19 protein-coding genes are annotated in these 25,351 nt (G+C 72.7%); 15 read left to right on the forward strand and 4 right to left on the reverse strand.

What is annotated here, in order from left to right; all coding sequences use genetic code 11:
- The first annotated feature begins 2 nt into the window (after positions 1-2).
- The 7 genes from ACH4MY_RS14130 to gatB all read left to right on the forward strand — a co-directional run bounded on the left by ACH4MY_RS14130 (position 3) and on the right by gatB (position 9,362).
- Positions 3-1,016, forward strand: coding sequence for a methionine synthase (locus tag ACH4MY_RS14130; protein ID WP_398002194.1), 1,014 nt, complete (start codon positions 3-5; stop codon positions 1,014-1,016).
- 32 nt (positions 1,017-1,048) lie between these two features.
- On the forward strand, positions 1,049-3,229 hold the full coding sequence (ligA, locus tag ACH4MY_RS14135; RefSeq protein WP_398002196.1) for an NAD-dependent DNA ligase LigA: 2,181 nt from the start codon (positions 1,049-1,051) through the stop codon (positions 3,227-3,229).
- Positions 3,230-3,559: 330 nt separating this feature from the next.
- On the forward strand, positions 3,560-5,674 hold the full coding sequence (locus tag ACH4MY_RS14140; RefSeq protein WP_398002199.1) for a putative bifunctional diguanylate cyclase/phosphodiesterase: 2,115 nt from the start codon (positions 3,560-3,562) through the stop codon (positions 5,672-5,674).
- Between the two features lie 106 nt (positions 5,675-5,780).
- Entirely contained in the window at positions 5,781-6,077 is a 297-nt protein-coding gene (gene gatC / locus ACH4MY_RS14145) for an Asp-tRNA(Asn)/Glu-tRNA(Gln) amidotransferase subunit GatC (protein WP_003966094.1), read from the forward strand.
- Between the two features lie 5 nt (positions 6,078-6,082).
- Positions 6,083-7,582 carry an Asp-tRNA(Asn)/Glu-tRNA(Gln) amidotransferase subunit GatA gene (gatA, locus tag ACH4MY_RS14150; RefSeq protein WP_189830836.1) on the forward strand — a complete coding sequence of 500 codons (1,500 nt, stop codon included), beginning with the start codon at positions 6,083-6,085 and terminating at the stop codon, positions 7,580-7,582.
- Positions 7,579-7,824, forward strand: a complete 246-nt coding sequence (locus ACH4MY_RS14155) for a hypothetical protein (protein ID WP_266896975.1) — start codon at positions 7,579-7,581, stop codon at positions 7,822-7,824. Before gatA ends, ACH4MY_RS14155 begins: the two co-directional genes overlap by 4 nt.
- Positions 7,825-7,850: 26 nt before the next feature.
- A complete protein-coding gene (gatB, locus tag ACH4MY_RS14160) occupies positions 7,851-9,362 on the forward strand; it encodes an Asp-tRNA(Asn)/Glu-tRNA(Gln) amidotransferase subunit GatB (RefSeq protein WP_398002202.1) in 1,512 nt (503 codons plus the stop codon).
- Positions 9,363-9,463: 101 nt separating this feature from the next.
- Here the strand turns inward: gatB and ACH4MY_RS14165 are convergent, their stop codons facing one another.
- Entirely contained in the window at positions 9,464-11,416 is a 1,953-nt protein-coding gene (locus tag ACH4MY_RS14165) for a protein kinase (RefSeq protein ID WP_398002205.1), read from the reverse strand.
- A gap of 162 nt (positions 11,417-11,578) precedes the next feature.
- Between ACH4MY_RS14165 and ACH4MY_RS14170 the strand changes: the two genes are divergently transcribed.
- From ACH4MY_RS14170 to ACH4MY_RS14200, 7 genes are all read left to right on the forward strand, one after another.
- On the forward strand, positions 11,579-12,157 hold the full coding sequence (locus ACH4MY_RS14170) for an isochorismatase family protein (protein WP_398002208.1): 579 nt from the start codon (positions 11,579-11,581) through the stop codon (positions 12,155-12,157).
- A 157-nt stretch (positions 12,158-12,314) separates the two neighbouring features.
- On the forward strand, positions 12,315-14,405 hold the full coding sequence (locus tag ACH4MY_RS14175; protein WP_398002210.1) for a phosphocholine-specific phospholipase C: 2,091 nt from the start codon (positions 12,315-12,317) through the stop codon (positions 14,403-14,405).
- A 190-nt stretch (positions 14,406-14,595) separates the two neighbouring features.
- Positions 14,596-16,854, forward strand: a complete 2,259-nt coding sequence (locus ACH4MY_RS14180) for an MMPL family transporter (RefSeq protein ID WP_398002213.1) — start codon at positions 14,596-14,598, stop codon at positions 16,852-16,854.
- Positions 16,832-17,389, forward strand: a complete 558-nt coding sequence (locus ACH4MY_RS14185) for a GNAT family N-acetyltransferase (protein WP_398002216.1) — start codon at positions 16,832-16,834, stop codon at positions 17,387-17,389. Before ACH4MY_RS14180 ends, ACH4MY_RS14185 begins: the two co-directional genes overlap by 23 nt.
- A gap of 48 nt (positions 17,390-17,437) precedes the next feature.
- The gene (locus ACH4MY_RS14190) at positions 17,438-18,013 is read left to right on the forward strand and encodes a hypothetical protein (RefSeq protein ID WP_398002218.1); all 576 of its coding nucleotides are present in this window, start codon (positions 17,438-17,440) and stop codon (positions 18,011-18,013) included.
- Between the two features lie 148 nt (positions 18,014-18,161).
- Positions 18,162-18,359 carry a hypothetical protein gene (locus ACH4MY_RS14195; protein WP_398002221.1) on the forward strand — a complete coding sequence of 66 codons (198 nt, stop codon included), beginning with the start codon at positions 18,162-18,164 and terminating at the stop codon, positions 18,357-18,359.
- 7 nt (positions 18,360-18,366) lie between these two features.
- Positions 18,367-21,423: an AAA family ATPase gene (locus ACH4MY_RS14200; RefSeq protein ID WP_398002224.1), complete on the forward strand. Its 3,057-nt coding sequence runs from the start codon at positions 18,367-18,369 to the stop codon at positions 21,421-21,423.
- Here ACH4MY_RS14200 and ACH4MY_RS14205 read toward each other — a convergent pair.
- The 3 genes from ACH4MY_RS14205 to ACH4MY_RS14215 form a co-directional block, all read right to left on the reverse strand.
- Positions 21,307-21,621: a DUF6191 domain-containing protein gene (locus tag ACH4MY_RS14205; RefSeq protein ID WP_398002227.1), complete on the reverse strand. Its 315-nt coding sequence runs from the start codon at positions 21,619-21,621 to the stop codon at positions 21,307-21,309. The genes ACH4MY_RS14200 and ACH4MY_RS14205 overlap by 117 nt on opposite strands.
- Before the next feature lie 8 nt (positions 21,622-21,629).
- Positions 21,630-22,778 carry a PQQ-dependent sugar dehydrogenase gene (locus ACH4MY_RS14210; protein WP_398002230.1) on the reverse strand — a complete coding sequence of 383 codons (1,149 nt, stop codon included), beginning with the start codon at positions 22,776-22,778 and terminating at the stop codon, positions 21,630-21,632.
- Positions 22,779-22,891: 113 nt separating this feature from the next.
- Positions 22,892-23,914 carry an aldo/keto reductase gene (locus tag ACH4MY_RS14215; protein WP_398002233.1) on the reverse strand — a complete coding sequence of 341 codons (1,023 nt, stop codon included), beginning with the start codon at positions 23,912-23,914 and terminating at the stop codon, positions 22,892-22,894.
- A 75-nt stretch (positions 23,915-23,989) separates the two neighbouring features.
- Between ACH4MY_RS14215 and ACH4MY_RS14220 the strand changes: the two genes are divergently transcribed.
- Positions 23,990-24,955, forward strand: a complete 966-nt coding sequence (locus ACH4MY_RS14220; RefSeq protein WP_398002236.1) for a 2-hydroxyacid dehydrogenase — start codon at positions 23,990-23,992, stop codon at positions 24,953-24,955.
- Positions 24,956-25,351: the final 396 nt, after the last annotated feature.

The following is a 25,351-nucleotide window of genomic DNA, read 5'->3' on the forward strand; positions in this document are numbered from 1 at the left end:
GGATGAGCGACACGGACAGGAGCGAAGCGACGCTCTGGGGGCCCGCCACCGGCGTCGGCTCCCTGCCGGGCGGCGACGCCCGGGAGGCCGCGAAGACCGTCACCGGGTCCTTCGAGGACTTCCCGTTCCTCGCGGAGCTGCCCGCCCGCGGCCCCGGCGCCGACATGATCGGCCGGACCATCGGGATGCTCGTCGACTTCTACGCGCACGTGGAGCCGAGCGGCTGGCGGATCAGCGACCGGCCCGGCCGGGACACCAAGCGGGCCCGCTCCTGGATGGGCGAGGACCTGGACGCCCTGGAGGAGTTCACCCAGGGGTACGAGGGGCCGCTCAAGGTACAGGCCGTGGGTCCCTGGACACTCGCCGCCGCCCTGGAACTCCGCGGCGGCGAGGCGGCCCTCGGGGACGCGGGCGCCTGCCGCGACCTGGCCGGCTCCCTCGCCGAGGGGCTCCGCGGGCACCTCGCGGACCTGCGCAAGCGGATTCCGGGAGCGCGGGTCGTCCTCCAGCTCGACGAGCCCTCGCTCACCGCGGTCCTGAGCGGCCACGTCCGTACCGCCAGTGGCTACCGCACCTACCGGGCCGTCGACCGGCAGGTGGTGGAGAGCGCCCTGCGGGAGGTGATCGCGGTCCACGAGGGGCCGGTGGTCGTCCACTCCTGCGCCCCTGACGTGCCGTTCGCGCTGCTCCGGCGGGCCGGTGTCGCGGGCGTCTCGTTCGACTTCTCCCTGCTCACCGAGCGTGACGAGGAGTCGATCGGTGAGGCCGTGGAGGCCGGTACGAAGCTCTTCGCCGGTGTGGTGGCGTCCACTGACGGCCCGTTGTCGGACCCTGGCGGTAGCGTCATGGGTATCAGGACGCTGTGGCGCAGGCTGGGGCTGAATCCGGGGACTCTCGCGGAGTCCGTGGTCGTCACTCCCACGTGCGGGCTCGCGGGCGCTTCGCCCGCCTACGCCCGCGCGGCGCTCGCCCACTGCGCCCGGGCGGCGAGATCGCTCGCGGACAACCCAGAGTGACCGGGTTTCGAGGCACGGGAGGACGGACGAAGGTGGCAGTCGAACAGGGGGCCCTGCCCGCCGAGGCACGGGAGAAGCACGCCGACCTGGCCGAGCGGGTCGAGGCGCACCGCTTCCGGTACTACGTGAAGGACCAGCCGGTCATCAGCGACGGCGACTTCGACCGGCTCCTGCGCGCCCTGGAGGCGCTGGAGGAGGAGTACCCGGAGCTGCGGACGCCGGACTCGCCGACCCAGAAGGTCGCGGGACAGTACGAGACCGAGTTCACCGCCGTGGAGCACCGCGAGCGGATGCTCTCCCTCGACAACGCCTTCGACGACGAGGAGCTGGCCACCTGGGCCGAGCGGGTCGCGCGGGACGTCGGCACCCCCGACTTCCACTATCTGTGCGAGCTCAAGGTCGACGGCCTCGCGGTCAACCTCACGTACGAGCACGGGCGGCTGACCCGGGCCGCCACCCGCGGCGACGGCCGCACCGGCGAGGACATCACGCCCAACGTGCGGACGATCGCCGACATCCCGGAGCGGCTGCACGGCGAGCGGATCCCGGAGCTGGTGGAGATCCGCGGCGAGGTCTACTTCCCTATGGAGGCCTTCCAGGGGCTCAACGCCCGCCTGGTGGAGGCCGGTGACAAGCCCTTCGCCAATCCGCGGAACGCGGCCGCGGGTTCGCTCCGCCAGAAGGACCCCAAGGTCACCGCCTCCCGGCCGCTCCACATGGTCGTCCACGGCATCGGCGCCCGCGAGGGCTTCGACATCGACTGCCTCTCCCACGCCTACGAGCTGCTGCGCGAGTGGGGCCTGCCCACGGCCCGGCACAACAGGGTGGTCGGTTCGCTCGCGGAGGTGCGGGAGTTCATCGCGTACTTCGGGGAGAACCGTCACTCCGTGGAGCACGAGATCGACGGCGTCGTCGTCAAGCTCGACGAGATCCCGCTCCAGGGCCGGCTGGGCTCCACCGCGCGCGCCCCGCGCTGGGCGATCGCCTGGAAGTACGCGCCGGAGGAGGTCAACACCAGGCTGATCGACATCAAGGTCGGCGTCGGCAGGACCGGGCGGGTCACCCCGTACGCGCAGGTGGAGCCGGTGACCGTGGCCGGCTCCGAGGTCGAGTTCGCCACCCTCCACAACCAGGAGGTGGTGAAGGCCAAGGGCGTGCTGATCGGCGACACCGTCGTGCTGCGCAAGGCGGGCGACGTCATCCCGGAGATCCTCGGGCCGGTGGCCGACCTGCGGGACGGCAGCGAGCGGGAGTTCGTGATGCCCGCCGAGTGCCCGGAGTGCGGGACGCCGCTGAAGCCGATGAAGGAGGGCGACATCGACCTCCGCTGTCCGAACGCCCGGACCTGCCCGGCCCAGCTGCGCGAGCGGCTGTTCTTCCTCGCCGGGCGCCAGTGTCTGGACATCGAGAACTTCGGCGCGGTGGCCGCGGCGGCGCTCACCCGTCCGCTGGAGCCGGCCGAGCCGCCGCTGGTGGACGAGGGCGACCTCTTCGACCTGACCATCGAGCGGCTGCTGCCGATCAAGGCGTATGTCCTCGACCCGGACAGCGGACTGCCCCGGCGGGACCCGAAGACCGGCGAGGAGAAGATCGTCACGGTCTTCGCCAACCAGAAGGGCGAGCCGAAGAAGAACGCCCTGGCGATGCTGGACAACATCGCGGCGGCGAAGACGCGTCCGCTGGCCCGCTTCATCAACGGGCTCTCCATCCGGCACGTCGGGCCGGTCGCGGCCGAGGCGCTGGCCCGTGAGTTCCGTTCCCTGGAGCGGATCGAGCAGGCGAGCGAGGAGGAGCTGGCGGCCGTCGACGGGGTCGGCGGCATCATCGCGACCGCGGTGAAGCAGTGGTTCTCCGAGGAGTGGCACCGCGAGATCGTGCGCAAGTGGCGCGAGGCCGGGGTCACTCTGGAGGAGGAGGGCGCCGGGGAGGACGTGGGGCCGCGTCCGCTGGAGGGGCTCACGGTCGTGGTGACCGGCACCCTGGAGAAGTTCACCAGGGATGGCGCAAAAGAGTCGCTCCAGAGCCTCGGAGCGAAGGTGACCGGTTCCGTTTCGAAGAAGACCGCCTTTGTGGTGGTCGGTGAAAACCCTGGTTCGAAGTACGACAAGGCGATGCAGCTGAAGGTTCCGGTTCTGGACGAGGAAGGCTTCACGGTCCTGCTCGAACAGGGGCCCGAGGCAGCTCGGGAGGCTGCTGTGCCGGTCGTCGAGTAGCGTCCCTCCGCCCCTCGCGACGGGCCCCTCCGCCCCTCGCGACAGGCCTCTCCGGCTCACCCGTTCGGCGCATACCAGATCGTTACGGGTGGCCGGGTCGCATTCGGGCAAGACAGGGAGAGCGCTGCCCGTCGGAGCCCCCGGCGGCCTAGTGTGGTGACAGTGCGTCTTGTCCTGCACGGCCGCGCGGGGGCTCTGCCCGTCGCGGCGTCAGGACATCGGCCCCCGTGGCACGTGTAACGGCCGCCCGACGGCGACCGCATGACGGACGGCCGCGGCCACGCGGCCCATGGCACACCGACGGCACCGCCGCCTGTGAGAGGGACGGGAATGGAACCGACCGAGAGCGCCGCCCCGGTCCCACGGCCACAGGGCCGTGCGGCCCCCCTGGGCTTCACCTCCCGGCTGCCCGCAGCCGTGGTGGGCATCGCCGCCGTCGTGCTCGTCGTCGGGCTCCAGCAAGCCCTGAGCACCGGCCGCGGACTCTTCCCCGGCGAGGTCACCGGCTGGTCCCTCGCCGTCCTCACCGGCCTCATCGTCGGCCATCTGGTCGCCCTCGGCCGCGACCGCTGGTGGGGCGGCACCGGTTCGGGCGCCGCCCTCACCCTCGCCGTCCTCCTGCTCTACGGCTGGGTGCCCGCCGGACTCGTCTCGATGACCGTCGTCACCCTGGTCGGCGCCGCCCGCCGGCACCGCTGGCGACAGGGCCTGCTGCACGGCGCCGCCGACGTCCTCGGAGTCGCCGCCGCCGCCCTCGTCCTCGCCCTCTTCGGAGACGTACCCACCGTCGAGCAGCCCTGGCAGCCCCTCGACTGGACGATCGGGGACCTCCCGGAAGTCGTGCTCGCCGCGGCCGCCTACCTCGTGGTGACCCGCCTCCTCCTGTGGTACACGCTCGCCCCCCAGGGCCGCGGGCTGCCCACCGTCGCCCGCACCGCCCTCCTGCGGCAGGGCCTCGTCGCCGTCGCCCTGCTCGGCATCGCCCCGCTGATCTGCGTCGTCGCCGCCAGCATGCCCCTCCTGCTGCCGCTCTTCGCCGTCCCCCTCATCGCCCTCGACTCCACCCTGTGGATCGCCCGCGCCCGCGCCGAGGAACAGCTGCGCGACCCGCTGACGGGGCTCCCCAACCGCCAGTGGCTCCTCGAACGGGCCTGGACGGCCCTGGAGGAGGCCGAGGGCGAAGGAGCCCGCGCCGCCCTCGTCCTGATCGACCTCGACCGCTTCCGATCGGTCAACGACACCCTCGGACATCTCGCGGGCGACCGGCTGCTCCTCCAGATCGCCGAACGGCTCCGCCTCGCCCTGCCCCGCGGCGCCGAGGCCGCCCGGCTCGGCGGCGACGAGTTCGCCGTCCTGCTGCCCACCGCCGACTCCACCACCAGCGCCCAGCGGGTCGCCCGCCATCTCGTCGCCGAGCTCTCCTCCCCGCTCGACCTCGACGGACTCACCCTCGTCCTGGAGGCCAGCGCCGGCGTCGCCGTCTTCCCCGACCACGCCCTCGACGCCGAGGGCCTGCTGCGCCGCGCCGACGTCGCCATGTACCAGGCCAAGCGGGACCGCACCGGCGTCGAGGTCTACGAGTCCAAGCGCGACTCCAACACCCCCGACCGGCTCGGCCTCCTCGGCGACCTGCGCCGCGCCCTCGACGCCGGCGAGGTCGAACTCCACTACCAGCCCAAGGTCCAGTTCGACGGCCAGGTCGCGGGCCTGGAGGCGCTCGTCCGCTGGGTCCACCCCGAGCGCGGCAAGGTCCCGCCGGACGAGTTCATCGCCATCGCCGAGTCCTCCGGCCTGATGCCCCACCTCACCGAGTACGTCCTGGAGACCGCCCTCGCCCAGGTCGCCCGCTGGCGCGCCCAGGGGCTCAACGTCCCGGTCGCCGTCAACGTCTCGCCGCGCGACGTCCACACCCCCGGCTTCGCGGGCGCCGTCGCCGCCCGGCTCGCCCGCCACGGCGTCCCGGCCGGCGCGCTCCAGCTGGAGATAACGGAGCACGTGCTCCTGGAGGACCCCCAGCGGGCCGCCGACACGCTCAACGGCCTCACCGGCCACGGCGTCAAGATGTCCCTCGACGACTTCGGCACCGGCTACTCCTCCCTCGTCCATCTGCGCCGGCTCCCCGTCAGCGAACTGAAGATCGACCGCTCCTTCGTCGCCCGGCTGGCCGTCGACACCGAGGACGCCGAGATCGTCCGCTGCACCGTCGACCTCGCCCACTCCCTCGGACTTCTCGTCGTCGCCGAGGGCGTCGAGGACGACGAGACCTGGGAGCGCCTGCGCGACCTGGGCTGCGACGCCGTCCAGGGCTGGCTGGTCGCCGCCGCCATGCCGCCCGGCGAGGCCACCGCCTGGCTGCTGGCCCGCGGCGAGCACGGCTGGCGCCGACCCGCCGACATCGCCGCCCAGGTGGACCTCGACCACCCCTCCGGCCAGGTCGTTCAGTAGGGCCCGTCCACCCGGGACGGCGACCCCGGGCAAACCGTTTCACGGGCAGCGGCACCGGCCCCATAGGATGGGCCCACACCATCAAGCTCACCCCGTGAGGATCCGCATGCCTGGCATCACGCGCGAGGAGGTCGCCCACCTCGCACGGCTGGCGCGTCTGGAGCTGAAGGGCGAAGAACTCGATCACTTCGCCGGCCAGCTCGACGACATCATCGGCGCGGTCGCCCGCGTCTCCGAGGTCGCCGACCAAGACGTACCGCCGACCTCCCACCCGCTGCCGCTGACCAATGTCATGCGCGCGGACGAGGTCCGTCCGTCGCTCACCCCCGCGCAGGCGCTCTCCGGCGCCCCGGCCCAGGAGCAGCAGCGTTTCAAGGTGCCGCAGATCCTGGGGGAGGACTAACAGTCATGACGGACAACATCATCATCAAGCTCACCGCGGCCGAGATCGCCGGGAAGATCGCCGCCGGCGAACTGACCGCCGTCGAGGTCACAGAGGCGCACCTCGCCCGCATCGAGGCCGTCGACGAGAAGGTCCACGCCTTCCTGCACGTCGACCGTGAGGGCGCGCTCGCCCAGGCCCGTGCCGTCGACGAGAAGCGCGCCCGGGGCGAGAAGCTCGGCCCGCTCGCCGGTGTGCCGCTCGCGCTCAAGGACATCTTCACCACCGCCGGCATGCCGACGACCGTGGGCTCGAAGATCCTCGAGGGCTGGATCCCGCCGTACGACGCGACCCTGGTCAAGAACCTGAAGGCCGCCGACGTCGTCATCCTCGGCAAGACCAACATGGACGAGTTCGCGATGGGCTCCTCGACGGAGAACAGCGCGTACGGTCCGACCGGCAACCCCTGGGACCTGACCCGGATCCCCGGCGGCTCCGGCGGTGGCTCGTCCGCCGCCCTCGCCGCGTACGAGGCGCCCCTCGCGATCGGCACGGACACCGGCGGTTCCATCCGCCAGCCCGCCGCCGTCACCGGCACCGTCGGCGTCAAGCCGACCTACGGCGGTGTCTCCCGCTACGGCATGGTGGCCTTCTCGTCCTCCCTCGACCAGGGCGGCCCCTGCGCCCGTACGGTCCTGGACGCGGCCCTCCTCCACGAGGCGATCGCCGGGCACGACCCGCTCGACTCGACCTCGATCGACGCCCCGGTCCCGCCGGTCGTCGAGGCCGCCCGCAACGGCTCCGTCGCCGGTATGCGCGTCGGTGTCGTCAAGCAGTTCCGCGGCGAGGGCTACCAGGCCGGTGTCGTGCAGCGCTTCGACGAGTCCGTCGAGCTGCTGAAGTCGCTGGGCGCCGAGATCGTCGAGCTGGACTGCCCGACCTTCGACCTCGCCCTCTCGGCGTACTACCTGATCGCGCCGTCCGAGTGCTCCTCGAACCTGGCCCGCTTCGACGCCATGCGGTACGGCCTGCGGGTCGGCGACGACGGCACGCGGTCCGCCGAGGACGTCACCGCCCTCACCCGTGAGGCCGGCTTCGGCGACGAGGTCAAGCGCCGCATCATCCTCGGTACGTACGCGCTCAGCTCCGGTTACTACGACGCGTACTACGGCTCGGCCCAGAAGGTCCGGACCCTGATCACCCGCGAGTTCGAGAAGGCCTTCGAGGAGGTGGACGTGATCGTCTCCCCGACGACCCCCACCACCGCCTTCCCGATCGGCGAGCGCGCCGACGACCCGATGGCCATGTACCTCGCGGACCTGTGCACCATCCCGACCAACCTGGCCGGCAACGCCGCCATGTCGCTGCCCTGCGGCCTGGCGCCCGAGGACGGTCTGCCGGTCGGTCTGCAGATCATCGCTCCCGCCATGAAGGACGACCGGCTGTACAAGGTCGGCGCCGCCGTCGAGGCCGCCTTCGTGGAAAAGTGGGGGCACCCGCTGCTCGAGGAGGCTCCGTCGCTGTGAGTACCAGTGCACTGCAGAAGGCCAAGGGCTTCAAGAAGTCCAAGACCGGCACGTACCTGTCCATCGGCACCACCGCGTTCGGCCTGATGGGTGTCGTCAAGCGCGCCCGTTCGGCCCGCAGCGAGCACGACACGCTCAAGCTGATCGACGCCGTCGTCTCCGCCGCCGCCATCGCCACCGGTGTCGCTCTCCTCGTTCGCGAGCTGAAGCGCATCGGTGACGACGACGTCCTGTTCGGCTGAGGCCGAAGGCATCAGAGGGAATTCTCGTGACTGTCACTGAACTGCTGTCGTACGAAGCGGCGCTCGCCGAGTACGACCCCGTCATGGGCCTGGAGGTCCATGTCGAGCTCGGCACCAGGACGAAGATGTTCTGCGGCTGCTCGACCGAGCTGGGCGCCGAGCCCAACTCGCAGACCTGCCCCACCTGTCTCGGCCTGCCCGGCTCGCTCCCGGTCGTCAACGCGATCGGCGTCGAGTCCGCCATCAAGATCGGCCTCGCGCTGCACTGCGAGATCGCCGAGTGGTGCCGCTTCGCCCGGAAGAACTACTTCTATCCGGACATGCCGAAGAACTTCCAGACCTCCCAGTACGACGAGCCGATCGCCTTCAACGGCTACCTGGACGTCCAGCTGGAGGACGGCGAGATCTTCCGCGTGGAGATCGAGCGCGCCCACATGGAGGAGGACACCGGCAAGTCGCTGCACGTCGGCGGCGCCACCGGCCGTATCCACGGCGCGTCCCACTCCCTGCTCGACTACAACCGGGCCGGCATCCCGCTCATCGAGATCGTCACCAAGCCGATCGAGGGCGCGGGCGAGCGGGCCCCCGAGGTCGCCAAGGCGTACGTCGCCGAGCTGCGCGAGCTGATCCGCGCCCTCGGTGTCTCCGACGCGCGCATGGACAAGGGCCAGATGCGCTGCGACGTGAACCTGTCGCTGCGCCCGCACGGCCGGGAGACCTTCGGCACCCGCTCGGAGACGAAGAACGTCAACTCGCTCCGTTCGGTGGAGCGCGCGGCCCGCTTCGAGATCCAGCGCCACGCCGCGGTGCTGTCCTCCGGCGGCTCGATCGTGCAGGAGACCCGTCACTTCCACGAGGACGACGGCTCCACCACGGCCGGCCGCATCAAGGACAACGCCGAGGACTACCGGTACTTCCCGGAGCCCGACCTCGTCCCCGTCGCCCCGGCCCGTGCCTGGGTGGAGGAGCTGCGGGGCACGCTGCCCGAGCTGCCGCGGGTGCGCCGCAACCGGCTGCGCGAGGAGTGGGGCGTGTCCGAGCTGGACATGCAGTCCATCCTCAACGCGGGCGCGGTCGACGCGATCGTCGCCACGATCGAGGCGGGCGCGGACGCGGCCTCGGCCCGCAAGTGGTGGATGGGCGAGCTCGCCCGCAACGCCAACGAGCAGGGCGTGTCGCTGGAGGAGCTGGCGATCACCCCGGCGGACGTGGCCCGGGTCTCCGCCCTGGTCGCCGCCGGTGATCTCAACGACAAGCTGGCCCGTCAGGTCATCGAGGGCGTTCTCGCCGGCGAGGGCACCCCGGACGAGGTCGTCGAGAAGCGCGGTCTGAAGGTCGTCTCCGACGACGGCGCGCTCGGCGCGGCGGTCGAGGAGGCCATCGCGGGCAACGCGGCCATCGCCGACAAGATCCGCGGCGGCAAGGTCGCGGCGGTCGGCGCCCTGGTCGGCGCGGTCATGAAGGCCACCCGCGGCCAGGCGGACGCGGCGCGCGTGAAGGACCTGATCCTGGAGAAGCTGGGCGTCAGCGAGGGCTGAGCCTCTTCTCGTACGGCACCTTCTCGTACGGCGCTCGCTCGTACGGCATGTGAACGGCCCCGCACCGGAGTTCCGGTGCGGGGCCGTTCCGTGTGTCCTGGCTACCGCTTGAGGAGCGGGGCGGCGATGACCGCGTTGCCGGTGTCGGTGCAGGTCGACTCGACCTTGAGGCGCAGCCGCAGGGCGCCCTTGACACTCAGGCTCTTGATGATCGGCCTGCCCAGCTCCACCGTCTCGTTGAAGAGGGCGGGCTGGTCGTCCACGGAGACGATGACCCGGGCGGACTCGATCTTCGAGCCGTCGTCGATCCCGGCGGTGAACTCGAAGGTCTTCCACTCGCGGTTGAGGTCGTACTCCACGTACGCGCCGCTGTAGCAGTCGCCGATCAGGGCCGCCCCGTACTCCCTGGTGTCGATCTTGGCGGCGCCGATGACGAAGTCGTCGGGTTCGCTGACGGAGGCGAGCGCGGTCAGGTCGGCCGTGGGCGAGTCCCGTACGGAGCCGGGGTCGTCCGTCGGGCTCGCCGACTCCGAGGGGGCCGTGGCCTCCTCGGCGGGGGCCTCGGTCGAGGGCTCCTCCGTCGGCTCGTCCGTCGGGGCCTCGGTGGTGGGCTCGGTCGTGGCGGGCGCGGAGGTGGCGGTGGCCGGACCGCCGGCGGTGGTGTTCTTGCCGCCGTCGTCCTCCTTGTCACCGAGCAGTCGGACACCGATCACCGCGAGTGCGGCGACCACCAGGACCCCGGCCACGGCCCCGATGAGCGGGCCCTTGCGGCGGCGGCGCGGCTCGGGCGCCCGGGGAGGGGCGGTCTCGGCCGCGGCGGAGACGGGGGGAGGCGTCGGCGGGCCGAATCCGGGCGTCGCGACGGTGGGCGGCTCGGCGGACGGCCGCGGTACGACGGGCTGAGGGGCCGCCACGGGCTGCTGAGCCACGACCGGCTGCGGGGTGACGACGGGCTGGGGGGCGGCCGGCGGCGGGGCCACGACGGGCGGCGGGGCGATCGGCTGCGGGGCCACGACCGGCGGTGAGGCCGGCGGCGGGGCCACCGGCGGGGCCGCGGCGGCCGGGGGCGGTGCCGAGGGCAGCGGCGGCGCCAGGGGCTTCATCGGCGCGACCGACGGGGCGGCCGGGACGGCGTCCTCCACCGTCGCCGGGCGCGAGGTCGTCGTGGACACCACCCCGTGCCGTACGTCCTTCACCCAGGACGACAGGGAGAGCGGCCGCCGGCCCGCGTCGGCCGCGGCGATGCTCAGCACCCGCTCGCGCTGCTCCGCCGGCAGCCCCGCGATCTGCGGCAGCGCCCCGAGCGCGGACACCAGCTGTTCCGGGGCGGTCGGCGGGGACTGGCCGCTCAGCAGGAAGTACGCGATGGCGCCGAAGGCGTACCGGTCGGTGCCCGGGGTGCGCTTGCCCTCGAAGATCTCCGGAGCCGCGTAGCCGGGGGTGAACCACACCTCGGCGGTCTGGTGGTCGGCGGTCAGCTTGCTGAGGCCGAAGTCGACGAGGGTCGCCTGCCCGTGCTCGTCGACCATGACGTTGCCCGGCGAGAGGTCGCCGTGGACGACCGTGCGCCCGGACGGGGTGGCCTTGCCGGAGTGCAGCCAGTCGAGGACGTCCGCGAGCTGCTCCAGCGTCCGCATCACCTCGCGCCGCTCGCCCGGCGTGGTGAGGGTGCGCTCGGCCCGCCAGTCGCGCAGGTCCAGGCCGTCGACGTGGTTCATGACGAGGACCAGGGCCCGGCCGGTGATGGTCCCGGACTCGCCGGGCCGGTGGATCGGCGGCCCCTGGAAGTGCTCCCGTACGCCGACGACACCGGGCCGGTGGACGAAGCGCAGCAGTTCGGCCTGCTCGTTCCACTTCTGGCTGATCCGCTCGAAGACCTCGGGTGTGATCGTCGTCTTCGAGTCGAGGACCTTCACGACGACGGGTTCGGTGCCGCCGGCGAGCTCGATCTCCGCGAGATAGAGCACGGCCTCGCCGCCCCGTCCGATGGACCGCAGCAGCCGGTACCGGTCGGGAGTCGCGTCGGGGCCGATGTGGTGTGCCGTGTTGCTCAAAGTTCCCCCAGGGCACAGTGATTGACAGAAGGTCAGCTTGCCGCTCCGGCGCTCCGCGGTCAACGCGCGGCGAGGTCACCGGAATTGCCCCGGTGACGTGTCCAGGCGCTCCCTATCATGAGGCGGGACCGCGTTTCCCGCCGTACGGAAGAGGCCCCCGCGATGCCCGTGACCACCGTCGACCCGACACCCGCCCTGGTCGTGATCGACCTCCAGAAGGGGATGTGGGAGCGCGACACGGCGCACCCGCTCGGGGAGGTGGTGGAGCGCTCGGTGGCCCTCGCCGAGGCCTTCCGGCGGTACGGCCTGCCGGTCGTCCTCGTGAACGTCACGGGCGGTGCCCCGGGCCGTACGGACGAGTCCGCGGCCGCGGCGGACGAGGGGGAGGAGGAGCCGTCGGCGGGCTGGTCCGACCTCATGCCCGAGCTGGGTGCCCGCCCGGACGACCTCCGGGTCACCAAGCGGCGCTGGGGGGCCTTCCACGCCACGGACCTGCACGAGCGGCTCGCCGCCCTCGGGGTCACCCAGCTGGTGCTCGTCGGCATCTCCACCAGCATCGGTGTCGAGACCACGGCCCGGGCTGCCTTCGAACACGGTTACCACGTGGTCCTGGCCACGGACGCGATGACCGACACGGTGGCCGAGGCCCACCGCGACAGCGTCGAGCGGATCTTCCCCCGCCTCGGCGAGACCGCGACGACCGCCGAGATCCTGGCCCTCCTGGAGCAGAGCCGGCGGTGACCGGCCGGAAATCGCTTGGACTCCCGTCACGTTCTCTTGGACGTTCACCACCGCGCCCCCGCCGGGTCTTCTCGGCGTCATCCCGCCTCACTACCGTCCCCGGCGTACCACCCAATGGCTCGAAGGCGAACCATTGGTCGTCGACTGGAGGTCGGTCTTGTCATCCGAGATGTCCCGCAGAAGGCTCCTCGCACTGGGCGGCGGCGCCCTCGGTGTCGCCGCCGCAGGCTCGCTGCTGCCGCCGTCGTTGCAGGCCGCGATGGCCGCGGAGCCCCCGGCCGGCGGGATGTCGGCGGTCCGGCACGTAGTGATCCTGATGCAGGAGAACCGTTCCTTCGATCACTACTTCGGCACCCTCCGCGGCGTCCGCGGATTCGGCGACCGCAATGCCGTCGAACTTCCCACCGGCAAGACGGTGTTCGAGCAGCCGGCCGCCCTCGGCCGGACCGTGCTGCCCTTCCCGATCCGCGGCGCCGCCGAGACCCAGCAGAAGGACCTCCAGTACATCGGGGACCTCGACCACTCCTGGGGCGGCGGCGCCAAGGCCTGGCGCGGCGGCTGGATGGACGGCTGGGTCTCGGCCAAGACCGCCGCCACCATGGCGTACTACGACCGGCGGGACATCCCCCTGCACTACGAGCTCGCCGACACCTTCACCGTCTGCGACGCCTACCACTCGTCCGTCCACACCTCGACGAGCCCCAACCGCAACCACCTCTGGTCCGGCTGGACCGGCTTCGAGGCCGACGGAAGCCGGGCCGTCACCAACGCCGCGTACGCCGAGGACACCCACCCCGGCTACGGCTGGCCCACCTACGCCGAGCGCCTCGAAGCCGCCGGACGCAGCTGGAAGACGTACACCGAGTGGGAGAACTTCACCGACAACAACATCGAGTTCTTCACCAGCTTCAAGAAGATCGCCCGCAAGGCACTCGCCGCGACCGGCGGGCACACCTTCATGGAGTCCTTCTACGCCGCCGTCCGCGACACCGACGACACCACCGAGCGCGCCCGCCTGCTCGGACTCCTGGAGGAGGGCGTGGCCACCCTCGGCGCAGCCGAGCGCTCCCTCTTCGAACGCGGACTGCGCCGCGTCGAGAGCGGCACCCTCGCCGACGCCTTCCGCGCCGACGTCGCCGCCGGCACCCTCCCCGAGGTCTCCTACCTCGTGCCGTCCGCGATCGACTCGGAGCACCCCGGCTCCTCCTCGCCGATCGCCTCCGCGACCCTCGTCTACAAGGTGCTCGACGCCCTCGGCGCGCACCCGGACGTCTGGCGCCACACCGTCGTCCTGATCAACTACGACGAGAACGACGGCTTCTTCGACCACGTGCCGCCGCCGGTCCCGCCGGCCGACAACACGGACGAGCGCTGGAAGGGCCGGCCGACCGGTCTCGGCATCCGGGTCCCGCTGCTCGTCGTCTCCCCCTGGTCGGTCGGCGGCTACGTCTGCTCCGAGACCTTCGACCACACCTCGGTGATCCGTCTCCTGGAGAAGCTCACGGGCGTCCGGGAACCCAACATCACCCCCTGGCGCCGGACCGTCACCGGCGACCTCACCTCAGCCTTCGACTTCAAGCGGGGCCGCCGGCAGCCCGACGTCGAGCAGCCGGGCCCGATCCCGCCCTTCAGCGGCCGCTGGCGGCCGCAGCCCCCGGCCGTGCAGCGGATGCCCGTCCAGGAGCCGGGTGTCCGTCGCGCCCGCCCCCTGCCGTACCAGCCGGACGCCTCCGCGACCGTCGAGAACGGCACCGTCCGCGTGGCGCTCGTCAACAAGGGGAAGGCGAGCGCGCACTTCGCGCTCTACCCGTACGCGGGCGAGTCCGACCTCCCGCTGCACCAGGACGTCAGGGGTACGGGGGAGTGGACCGTCCCCGTTCCGGGTGATCGTTACCGCTTCACGATCACCGGCCCCAACGGCTTCCGCCGCGAGTGCGAGGGCCCCGCGACGGGCGGCGCCGAGCTCGCCTCCCGGATCGATCATCACGACCGTGACCTGCACCTCACCGTACGGAACACCGGATCGGCCGCCGTCTCCTTCACGGTCCGGCCGCTGGGGTACGTGGACGAGGACGACCTCGCCGACTGGACCCGCACCGTCACGGTGAAGCCCGGCAGGACCCGTACCGTCGTCCACTCCGCCGCGGACGCGCACGGCTGGTACGACATCGAGGTGACCGCACCCGCCGGCTTCCGCCGCCGGCTCATGGGGCACATCGAGAACGGCCGCGCCAGCGTCTCCGGCTGAGCAACCGCGGTGAGCCGTTCTGCCCGGGGGTTCGGGACGCCGGTCCCGATCTTCCGGGCACCTCTGTGAGCATCGACACGAAAGGGACAAACGATCACGTTTGACTGCCACAGTGGCCCCACGTAGGTCATGAGTTCTTTCTCGGGCTGTTCCCGGTGAAGATCCACGAACCACCCAGGGAGCACGTCCTTTGGCCGCCATTGCACGGTGGTGCATCAAGCACCGCCTCGTCGCCGTCCTGCTGTGGCTCGTCGCCCTCGCGGGGGTCGGCACCGCGGCGGTCGTCGCCGGTAGCGCGTACTCCAACGACTACGAGGTCCCCGGCACCGAGTCCGGCCGTGCCACCGCCCTCCTGGAGCGCGGCTTCGACGGCCTCGGCGGCGACAGCGACACCATCGTCTGGCACACCGACCGGGGCAGCGTCCGCGCCGACGCCGTCGAGCGGCGGATGACCACGATGCTCGACAAGGCCGCCGACCTGCCCGGCATCGCCGCCGTGACCTCGCCCTACGGCGACACGCAGGGCCAGGTCAGCGAGGACGGGCACACCGCCTACGCCACCGTCACCTTCCACGAGCAGGCCGACGACATCCCCGAGGCCCAGGCGCACGCCCTGGTCGACACGGCGAAGGCCGCGGCGAACGAAGCCGACGGTCTCCAGGTCGAACTCGGCGGCAGCGCCGTCGCCCTCACCGAGGCCCCCGGCGGCCACATCGCCGAAGTCGTCGGCGTCGCCGTCGCGGCCGTCGTCCTCTTCCTCGCCTTCGGCTCCCTCGCCGCCTCCGTGCTCCCCATCGCGACCGCGCTCGTCAGCGTCGGCATCGCGTACTCCGGGATCGTGCTCCTCGGCCATCTGATGACCGTCGCCGACTTCGCCCCGATGCTCGGCATGCTCGTCGGCCTCGGCGTCGGCATCGACTACGCCCTCTTCATCGTCACCCGGCACCGCAGAGGCCTGAAACGCGGCCTGTCCGTCGCCGAGGCGGCCGAGACCGCCGTCGCCACCACCGGCCGTGCCGTCGTCTTCGCCGGGGCCACCGTCTGCATCGCCCTGCTCGGCATGCTGATCCTGCGGCTCAGCTTCCTCAACGGCGTCGCCATCGCCGCCTCCCTCACCGTCGTCCTCACCGTCGCGGCCTCCGTCACCCTCCTGCCGGCGCTGCTCTCGTTCATCGGCATGCGGGCGCTCTCCCGGCGCGAACGCCGGGCCCTCGCCGAGCACGGCCCGCAGCCCGAGCTGCCCACCGGCTTCGCCGCCCGCTGGTCCGCCTTCGTCGAGCGGCACCCGAAGCTCCTCGGGGTCGTCGCCGCCGTCGTCATGGGCGTCCTCGCGCTGCCCACCCTCTCGCTCCACCTCGGCACCTCCGACCAGGGCAACGGCCCGGCCACCTCGACCACGCGACAGGCCTACGACCTGATCGCCGACGGCTTCGGCCCGGGGACGAACGGCCCCCTCACCCTGGTCGCCGGGCTGGACGGCGCCGACGACCGGGTCGCCCTCGACCGGCTGCCCGAAGCGCTCTCCGCCACCCACGGCGTCGCGTCCGTCTCCCCGGTCACGTACAACAGCTCCGGCGACACCGCCTTCCTCACCGTCGTCCCCGAGTCATCGCCGCAGTCCAGGGCCACCAGCGAGCTCGTCGACCGGCTCCGCGCGGACGTCCTCCCGGAGGCCGAGGCCGGCAGCTCCCTGCAGGTGCACGTGGGCGGCGTCACCGCCTCGTACGACGACTTCGCCGAGATCATCATCGGCAAGCTGCCGCTCTTCGTCGGTGTCGTCATCGCCCTCGGCTGTCTGCTGCTCCTGCTCGCCTTCCGCTCGATCGGCATTCCGCTCAAGGCCGCCGCCATGAACGTCGCGGCCGTCGCCGGTGCCTTCGGCGTCGTCGTCGCGATCTTCCAGTGGGGCTGGGGCAGCGAGCTCCTCGGTCTCGGCAGCGCCGGGCCGATCGAACCCTTCCTCCCCGTGATCATGGTCTCCGTCCTCTTCGGGCTCTCCATGGACTACCAGGTCTTCCTGGTCAGCCGGATGTACGAGGAGTGGCTGGAGACCGGCGACAACCGCCGGGCGGTCCGGGTCGGTCTCGCCGAGACCAGCCGTGTGATCAACTCCGCCGCCGTGATCATGATCGCGGTCTTCCTCGCCTTCGTGCTCTCCGGCGACCGGGTCATCGCGATGTTCGGCATCGCGCTCGCCGCGGCCGTCGCCCTCGACGCCTTCGTCCTGCGGACGCTCCTCGTCCCCGCCCTCATGCATCTGCTCGGCGGGGCGAACTGGTGGCTGCCGAAGTGGCTCGACCGCCTGCTGCCGCGGATCAGCATCGAAGCTCCCGAGTGCCGCGAGGCCGCCGACGCGCGTGGGAAAATACCCGCTCAGCGCGTGACGGCGGTGGCGGGGGCCGCGGTCCTGGAGGAGAGGGACGACGATGTTCGCGATATCGCTGGGTGACGACGGCGCCGAGCTGAGGCCCCTGGAGCCCTGGCAGGCGGAGGAGTTCCTCGCCCACATGGACCGGGGACGCGCGTTCATCGGGGAGCACATCGCCCTCCCGGACTTCGCCGCGGACCTCGACTCCGCCCGCTCCTTCCTCCGCTCGTACGCGGAGAAGGCCGCGAACGACGCCGGACGCGTCTATGGCATCTGGAGCGGGGACACCCTCGTCGGCGGCGTCCTCTTCCGGACCATGGACGTGACGTACGGGACCGCCGAGGCGGGCTGCTGGCTGGAGCCCTCCGCCGTCGGCAAGGGCCTCGTCACCCGGGCCTGCCGGGTCATCATCGACTGGGCGATCGAGGAGCGCGGCATCCACCGCGTCGAATGGCACGCCTCCACGGAGAACGGGGCGAGCACCGCCGTCGCCCGGCGCCTCGGCATGACGCGCGAAGGCGTGCTGCGGGAGAACTACCCGCACCGCGGCACCCGCACGGACACGGAGGTCTGGGCCGTCCTCGCCCCCGAGTGGCGCGCGGCGAAGGCCTCGTGACCCCGTTTCCTCATACGGTTCTCATACGGGGCGCCTAGCGTGCGCCGCATGGACACCAAGACGACGACAGAGAAGACCGGCGAGAGCGCGGAGAGCGCGGAGACCGCCGAGGCCACGCCCGCCGAGGACACGACCGCGGTCGTGCTCGACAAGCAGGACGACGCCCCGGCCGGCGACCTGGCCGACGAGCTCGCCGACGACGAGGACGACGAGGACGACGAGCTGTCCGCGGCGGCGGCCCCCGCCTCCGCCGGCATCGGCGGCGCCGCCGCGGCCCTGGTCTCCGCCGCCCTCGGGGCCGTCGCACTCACCGGCACCTGGACCGGCAAGGTCGTCTCCGAGCGCGAGACCCTCCTCGGACAGATCAAGACCTCCGGGGGCGGCACCCCCGCCCAGCAGATCTCCGAGATCTACGGCGACGCCTGGCACAGCACCGCCCTGGTGAACGGCATCTTCTCGCTCGTCGCCCTGTTCGTCGCCGTCCTCGTGCTCATCCTCCCCGGGCGCCCCACCTGGGTCCGCGCGGTCGCCGTCGCCGGTGCCGTCCTCGGCGGCCTCGGGCTGCTCCTGTCGGCCGGTACCTACTTCGACCTGTTCCTCAGTCTCCCGACCGCCGGATCCTGACCCCGCCTAAGGCCCCCCCGGGACCCGTCTAAGGACCCCCGTACCCCGAACATGCGGCACTCGCCCGATGTGGCCGAACCCCCTGGGAAACGAGAGTAGAGGCATCGCAAGGAGCGATACCGAAACCGAGAGTCCAGGGAGCATCCCGATGTTCGAGTACGAACTCCACCGCATGAACCACGCCCAGCTCGTCCGTGAGGCCGCCGCCGCGCGTCTGTCCCACGAGGCCGCCGAGTCGGCCGGCTCCGTCCGGGGCCTGCGCCGCCTCGGCCGCCGGAGCGGCAGCCAGGACGCGGAGGGGCGGGTGAGCGGCGGCGGACGCGGCCGCTTCGTCCGGGCCGCGTGACCCCCTTATGAGCGACGGCATGGACGGCTGTGCGATGCTCGGCGCCGTGGAGACCAGGTCAGTCAGTCCCGTGTTCGTCGGCCGCGCCGGCGAACTCACCGCCCTCACCGAGGCGCTCTCCCGCGCGACCGCGGGAGAGCCCCAGGCGCTGCTCATCGGCGGCGAGGCGGGGGTGGGCAAGACCCGGCTCATCGAGGAGTTCCTCGACACGGCCTGCGACCGGGGCGCCGTCGTCGCGCTCGGCGGCTGCGTCGAGCTCGGAGCCGACGGGCTCCCCTTCGCCCCCTTCGCCACCGCCCTGCGCTCGCTCCGCCGCCGGCTCCCCGACGAACTCACCGCCGCCGCCGACGGCCAGGAGGCCGAACTCGCCCGGCTGCTGCCCGAACTGGGCGACCCCGGCGGCCACGACACCGCCGACGAGGACTCCACCGCCCGCCTCTTCGAACTGACCCTCCGGCTCCTGGAACGGCTCGCCGCCGACCGCACGATCGTGCTCGTCCTGGAAGACCTCCACTGGGCCGACGCCTCCACCCGGCACCTCCTCACCTACCTCCTCCGCACCCTCCGCCGCGGCCGGATCGTGGTCGTCGCCAGCTACCGCGCCGACGACATCCACCGCCGCCACCCGCTGCGCCCCCTCCTCGCCGAACTCGACCGGCTCCGCACCATCCGCCGCATCGAACTCGCCCGCTTCACCCGCGCCGAGGTGCACCGCCAGCTCACCGGCATCCTGGCCGCCGAACCCGACCCCGGCCTCGTCGAGGAGGTCTTCGAACGCTCCGACGGCAACGCCTTCTTCGTCGAGGAACTCGTCGTCTCCCACGAAGCCGGCTGCGCCCCCGGACAGCTCAGCGACTCCCTGCGCGACCTGCTGCTCGTCCGGGTCGAGATGCTCTCCGAGGACGCCCAGCGGGTAGCCCGGATCGTGGCCGAGGGCGGCTCCACCGTCGAGTACGGCCTGCTCGCCGCCGTCGCCCGGCTCGGCGAGGACGAACTCATCGAGGCGCTGCGGGCCGCCGTCGGCGCCAACCTGCTCCTCGCCGTCCCCGACGGCGACGGCTACCGCTTCCGCCACTCCCTGGTCCGCGAGGCCGTCAGCGACGACCTGCTCCCCGGCGAACGCTCCCGCCTCAACCGGCGCTACGCCGAAGCCCTGGAGGCCGACCCCGCGCTCGTCCGCGCCGACGAGCGCGCCAACCGGCTCGCGACCTACTGGTACCACGCGCACGACCCGGCCAAGGCCCTGCCCGCCGTCCTCCGCGCCTCCGTCGCCACCCGCAAGCGCCATGCCTACGCCGAGCAGCTCCGCCTCCTCGAACGGGCCATGGAACTCTGGGACGAGGCCCCCGCCGAGATCCGCGGCTCACTGCGCCCCATGGACTACGCCGAGGCCTACCCGCCCTGCGGCTGCGACCCCGAGACCGCCGCCCTCACCTATCTCGATCTGCTCGCCGAGGCCGCCGTCGCCGCCCGGCTCAGCGGCGACCGCGAACGCGCCCTGAAGATCGGCAAGATGGCGCTGCGCCTCCTCGACGGCGCGGACGCCCAGGACCCCCTGCGGGCCGCCTGGTTCTGGACCGAGAAGGCCCGCCTCCAGTCCAACCTCGGCCGCGGCGACGGCTGGGAGGAGATCGCCCGCGCCCAGGAACTCGTCAAGGGTCTCCCGCCCTCCGCCGTCCACGCCGTGGTCCTCGTCGGCGCCGCCGGCTGGGGCATGCTCCGCAACCCCGGTCCCGACGCCCTCACCGCCGCCGAACGCGCCGTCGAGTACGCCCGGCACGTCAAGGCCGAGTCGATCGAACTCAACGCCCGCCTCACCCTCGGCACCCTCATGGTCTCCGCCGGCGACGTCGAGGCCGGACTCACCGAGATGCACGAGGTACGGGAACGGACCACGGCCCTCGGCCAGTTCACCGAAGCCGCCCGCGCCCACATCAACATCTCCTCCTCCCTGGAGTCCCTCGGCCGCTCCCGCGAGGCCGTCGAACTCGCCGGCACCGGGATCCGCCTCGCCCGCTCCTACGGACTCGTCGACAGCGTCGGCTGGGTCGAGGCCAACCGGGCCGAATCCCTCTTCTCCCTCGGCCACTGGGACGAGACCCGGGAGATCGCCGAACGGCTGCTCCGCTCGGCGACCAGCACCAAGCCCCGCGGCTCGGCCTCCCTCCGCCTCGCCCAGCTCGCCGCCGCCCGCGGCGAACTCGACGCGGCCGGCCGCCACCTCGCCGACGCCCGCGCCGTCTACGGCACCCGCGACCCGATCCCGCAGTACACCCTGCCCATGGCCCAGGTGGAGATCGCCGTGGCCGCCGCAGAGGGGCGCGTCGAGGACGTCCGGGCCCAGCTCGCCGCCGCCGAACAGGCCGGCTTCCCGCCCGGCACCCACCGCTACGGCTGGCCCCTCGTCCTCACCGCCGCCACCGCCGAGGCGGACAGCCGTGGGCTGCCCGCGGCCGACGAGGGCCGCGCCGAGGCGCTCGACGCGATCCGCCGCAGCATCCGGGGCCTCGCGACCCCGGCCCCCGTCTGGATCGCCCACGGCCGACAGGTCTCCGAGGAGCTCGCCCGCGCCGAGGGCCGCGAGAGCTCCGCCCGCTGGGCCGAGGTCGTCGCCGCCTACGCACCGCTGGAACGCCCCGCCCAGCTGGCCCGCGCCCACCACCGCCTCGCCGACGCCCTGCTCGTCGAGGGCGGCCGCCGCGAGGAGGCCACGGCCCTGCTCCGCGAGGCCCTCGCCACCGCCGTCCGCCTCGGCGCCCGCCCGCTCCGCGAGGACGTGGAACTCCTCGCCGCCCGAGCCCGTCTCTCCCTGGCCCCGGAGAAGCAGGTCCCGGCCCCGGCGGAGCCCGGGGACGACACCTTCGGCCTGACCCCCCGGGAGCAGGACGTCCTGGGCCTGGTCGCGGCCGGCCGCACCAACCGTCAGATCGCCGAGGAACTCTTCATCTCACCCAAGACGGCCAGCGTCCACGTCTCCAACATCCTCGCCAAGCTCGGCGTCGCCGGCCGGGGCGAGGCCGCGGCCCTGGCCCACCGCCTCCACCTCCTCGACGCCTCCCTCTGACCGACCCGACTCCCCGGGATCCCCCGCCGCCGGGCGGGGGACCCGTATCGTCACCCGGCCCGAGGTCAGGTCTATCGGGCCGCGCGAGGGGTCGGCGTCGCCCGGGTCCTCCCTGGTCAGGGCCTGCCTGCGCAGCTCCTCCTCGGTGTGCCTGCGGCCGGGGGCGAACAGCTCCGCCAAGGGGTCGAACACGGTCACCAGCTCCTTCAGCTCACCTCCAGCCGGAGGATCCTGTCGTCCCCTGGCCCGGGGGTTCCCCGGGTGTCGGTTTCGCTGGTCACCAGCCAGAGCCGCCCGCCGCCCCCCGCGAGGACCGTGCGCAGGCGTCCGTACTCCTGTGTGAGGAACGCCTCGGGGTCCCCGGAGCGTTCCGCGCCGGAGAGCGGCACCCGCCACAGCCGCTCGCCTCTCAGCCCGGCCATCCAGATCGCGCCCCGCGCGTACGCGATCCCGCTGGGGGAGGCCTCCGAGGTCGGCCACTGGGCCACCGGGTCCACGAAGCGGGCCTCGCCGGCCCGCCCCTCGACCTCCGGCCAGCCGTAGTTCTTCCCGCGCTCGACCAGATTCAGCTCGTCCCAGGTGTTCTGCCCGAACTCGGCCGCCCACAGGCGGCCCTCCGCGTCCCAGGCGATGCCCTGCACATTGCGGTGCCCGTACGAATAGACCACCGAACCGGCGACGGGATTGCCCGGCGCGGGCTTCCCCTCGGGCGTCATCCGAAGGATCTTCCCGCCGAGCGACTCCCGGTCCTGGGCCAGACCGGTCCGGCCCGTCTCGCCCGTCCCCGCGTACAGCATCCCGTCCGGCCCGAACGCGATCCGGCCGCCGTTGTGCACGACCCCCCTCGGGATGCCGGTCAGCACCGGCTGCGGCACGCCGAGCAGGTCGCCGTCCGCGCCCCCGTACCGCATGCGCACGATGCGGTTGTCCGACTCCGCCGTCAGGTACGCGTACACCCAGCCGTCCCGCACCGCGAGCCCCAGCAGCCCGCCCTCACCGCCCGGGACCACCCCCGGCACCTCGCCCAGCGAGGTCTTCGCCCCGGTCCGCCCGTCGACCAGGGTGATCGTCCGCTCGTCCCGCGAGGAGACCAGCAGATCCCCACCGGGCAGTTCGGCGAGTCCCCAGGGCGACTTCAGCCCCTCGGTGAGCGTGCCCGTCACCGTCACCCGCCCACCGGCGGAGGCGGTGCCGGACCCGGACGGGCTCGCCGAGCCGGTCGCCGATGCCGATGCCGATGCCGGCGTCGGCGGAGCCGTACCCGGCCGGTCCTCCGTACCCCCCGAGGAGCAGCCCGCCACCAGGACCAGCACAGCGGCGCCCCACAGGGCCTTCACAACAGCAGGACGGCTCATGGCACGGTCCCCTTCGACGAGTCGAGCGGCATCCCTTCACCCTTGATACACCGCCCGCCGCGATCAGGTTCCCGACCGCCGCGCCGACCTCGTCCCGGCGGTCCCGCGGGACCTCAGTCCCACGAACCCCGGGGCGCCGGAAGCGCCCGGATCTCCGCCAGGTCCCCGGCCGTCAGCCGCAGCCCCGCCGCCCGGGCGTTCTCCACCGCCCAGCGCTCCCGCTTCGCCCCCGGCACCGGTACGACGTGCGCCCCCCGGCCGAGCACCCACGCGAGCGCCACCTGCGCAGGGGTGACGTCCGCCCCGTGCCGCGCGGCCACCCGCCGCAGCCCCACGACCAGCGGCTGGTTCGCCGCCATCATCTCCGCCGTGAAGCGGGGGTGCCGGGCCCGCGGATCGTCCGGTTCGAAGCCGCCGCCCGGGGTCAGCGTGCCGGTCAGGAAGCCGTTGCCCAGCGGCATCGCCGCCAGGAAGCCGACGCCCCGCGCCGCGCACCACGGCAGCAGCCGCACCAGCGCCTCCTGGGACCACACCGACAGCTCGGCCTCCACCGCGGCCACCGGGAAGACCTGCTGGATCCGCTCCAGTTGGCGGATCGTTCCCTCATATCCGTCACGGCCGACGCCCGTCGCACCCCTGCGGGCCGACCGGGCGCCGACGGCGCACAGCCCGAGCGCCCGCACCTTGCCCGCCGAGACCAGCTCGGCCATCGCGCCCCAGGTCTCCTCGACCGGCACCTCGGGGTCCGCCCGGTGCAGTTGGTACAGGTCGATCACATCGGTCTGGAGCCGGCGGAGGGAGGCGTCGCAGGCCCGACGCACGTACCCCGGCCTGCCGTTGGCGACCACGTGCCGACGCTCGCCGCCGTCGCCGACGAGCAGTCCGCACTTCGTCGAGACGAAGACCTCCGCCCGTCGCTCCTTCAACACCCGCCCCAACAGAAGCTCGTTGGTGAACGGTCCGTACATGTCGGCGGTGTCGAGCAGGCTCACCCCGGCGTCCAGTGCCGCGTGCACGGTCCGCAGCGAGCGGTCCCCCCGCTGTTCCGAACGGCTGTACGCCCAGTTCATCGGCATGCACCCCAGGCCGATCGCACCCACGTCGAGCGCCGTCGCCCCGATAGTCCTGCGCTCCACCTGCCGGTACCCCTCCCTGTGCCGTCCCCCAAAGTAACCAATGGCGCACGGGATTCTTCGCATAGCCTCCCGCTCATGAGATTCGAGGACACGACCGCTGACGTGTGGCTTCCGATTCCCGCGGAGGAGATCGACGATCTCCCCGAACCGGGAGCGTCGGGCCTGAACTACCGCTTCTGGGACGGCGGACCGGAATTCCCGGCCGATCCGGCGCGCTGCGTCTTCTACGTCGTGCCGTACATGAAGGGCTCCGAGATCGCCGTCCGGCCACTGGCCGCGATGACCTCGATCCGGGCCGTGCAGACCCTGTCGGCGGGCATCGACCACGTCACGCCCGGCATCGGCTCGCTGCCCCCGGGCGTCGAGGTCTGCAACGCGAAGGGCGTCCACGAGGCGAGCACCGCCGAGCTCACGCTCGCGTTGATCCTGGCCTCGCTGCGCGGCATCCCCGGCTTCGTGCGCGGCCAGGACGCCGAGGAGTGGCGGGCCGGCTTCTACCCGGCCCTCGCGGACAAGTCGGTGCTGATCGTCGGGTACGGGTCGATCGGTGCCGCCATCGAGGACCGGCTCGCGCCCTTCGAGTGCGCGCGGGTGGCGCGCGTCGCACGCTCCGCGCGCACCACAGCGCGCGGCCCGGTCCAGGCCCTGACAGAGCTGCCCGCGCTGCTTCCGGATGCGGACGTGGTCGTGCTCTCCACCCCGCTCACCCCCGCGACCAGGCATCTCGTCGACGCCGGCTTCCTCGGCCGGATGAAGGACGGGGCGCTCCTGGTGAACGTCGCCCGAGGTCCGGTCGTCGACACGGCGGCCCTGCTCAAGGAGGTCGAGAGCGGCAGGATCACGGCGGCGCTCGATGTCACCGACCCGGAACCGCTGCCGTCCGGGCACCCGTTGTGGCACGCTCCCGGTGTCCTGATCAGTCCGCATGTGGGAGGTTCCACTTCGGCCTTCATGCCCCGTGCGAAGCGGCTGGTCGCGGGGCAGCTGCGGCGGTTCGCGGCGGGCGAGGAGCTGGCCAACGTCCTGCTCACCACCGGCTGAGCCGCCGTCCGGGTGGGGCCGCGGTGGGCCGGTCGGGTGGTACGCGCCCCCGACACGCGCCGCGTGCAAGCCCCCGGCCGTCACGCAGAGTACTGCGACCCTGTCCCTGAGTGACGGTCCTGGTGTATCGTCCCGGAGCGGGGGACTGCGTCGAGTACGGGCTGACGCTGGGGAGCGAAGTGACGGGTCATCAGATTTCGAGGGGGGCGACGGGTGAAGCACGGCCGGAGGACCGACGATCCGACGCGGCGACGCCGCCGGCGGCGATCCCTCCGCGCCTCGCCGCCGGCCTCGCACGTTCCGTGCCGGACCAGGCTGCGCCACACCGCGCGCCCCGCGCCGCCGCCGAACCGCCGGACACCGGACCGGCCGGCCTGCCGCAGGGCGGGCCGGTCG

The organism is Streptomyces sp. NPDC017246 (genome assembly GCF_044331325.1).
GTDB lineage: Bacteria > Actinomycetota > Actinomycetes > Streptomycetales > Streptomycetaceae > Streptomyces.

Excerpts from the sequence above, each read along its gene's own strand:
- ACH4MY_RS14195 (WP_398002221.1), top strand. The coding sequence starts at position 18,162 with ATGTTCGAGTACGAACTCCACCGCATGAACCACGCCCAGCTCGTCCGT.
- gatA (WP_189830836.1), top strand. The coding sequence starts at position 6,083 with ATGACGGACAACATCATCATCAAGCTCACCGCGGCCGAGATCGCCGGG.
- ACH4MY_RS14200 (WP_398002224.1), top strand. The coding sequence starts at position 18,367 with ATGAGCGACGGCATGGACGGCTGTGCGATGCTCGGCGCCGTGGAGACC.
- gatC (WP_003966094.1), top strand. The coding sequence starts at position 5,781 with ATGCCTGGCATCACGCGCGAGGAGGTCGCCCACCTCGCACGGCTGGCG.
- ACH4MY_RS14210 (WP_398002230.1), bottom strand. The coding sequence starts at position 22,778 with ATGAGCCGTCCTGCTGTTGTGAAGGCCCTGTGGGGCGCCGCTGTGCTG.
- ACH4MY_RS14140 (WP_398002199.1), top strand. The coding sequence starts at position 3,560 with ATGGAACCGACCGAGAGCGCCGCCCCGGTCCCACGGCCACAGGGCCGT.
- ACH4MY_RS14220 (WP_398002236.1), top strand. The coding sequence starts at position 23,990 with ATGAGATTCGAGGACACGACCGCTGACGTGTGGCTTCCGATTCCCGCG.
- ACH4MY_RS14130 (WP_398002194.1), top strand. The coding sequence starts at position 3 with ATGAGCGACACGGACAGGAGCGAAGCGACGCTCTGGGGGCCCGCCACC.
- ACH4MY_RS14190 (WP_398002218.1), top strand. The coding sequence starts at position 17,438 with ATGGACACCAAGACGACGACAGAGAAGACCGGCGAGAGCGCGGAGAGC.
- ACH4MY_RS14185 (WP_398002216.1), top strand. The coding sequence starts at position 16,832 with ATGTTCGCGATATCGCTGGGTGACGACGGCGCCGAGCTGAGGCCCCTG.
- ACH4MY_RS14170 (WP_398002208.1), top strand. The coding sequence starts at position 11,579 with ATGCCCGTGACCACCGTCGACCCGACACCCGCCCTGGTCGTGATCGAC.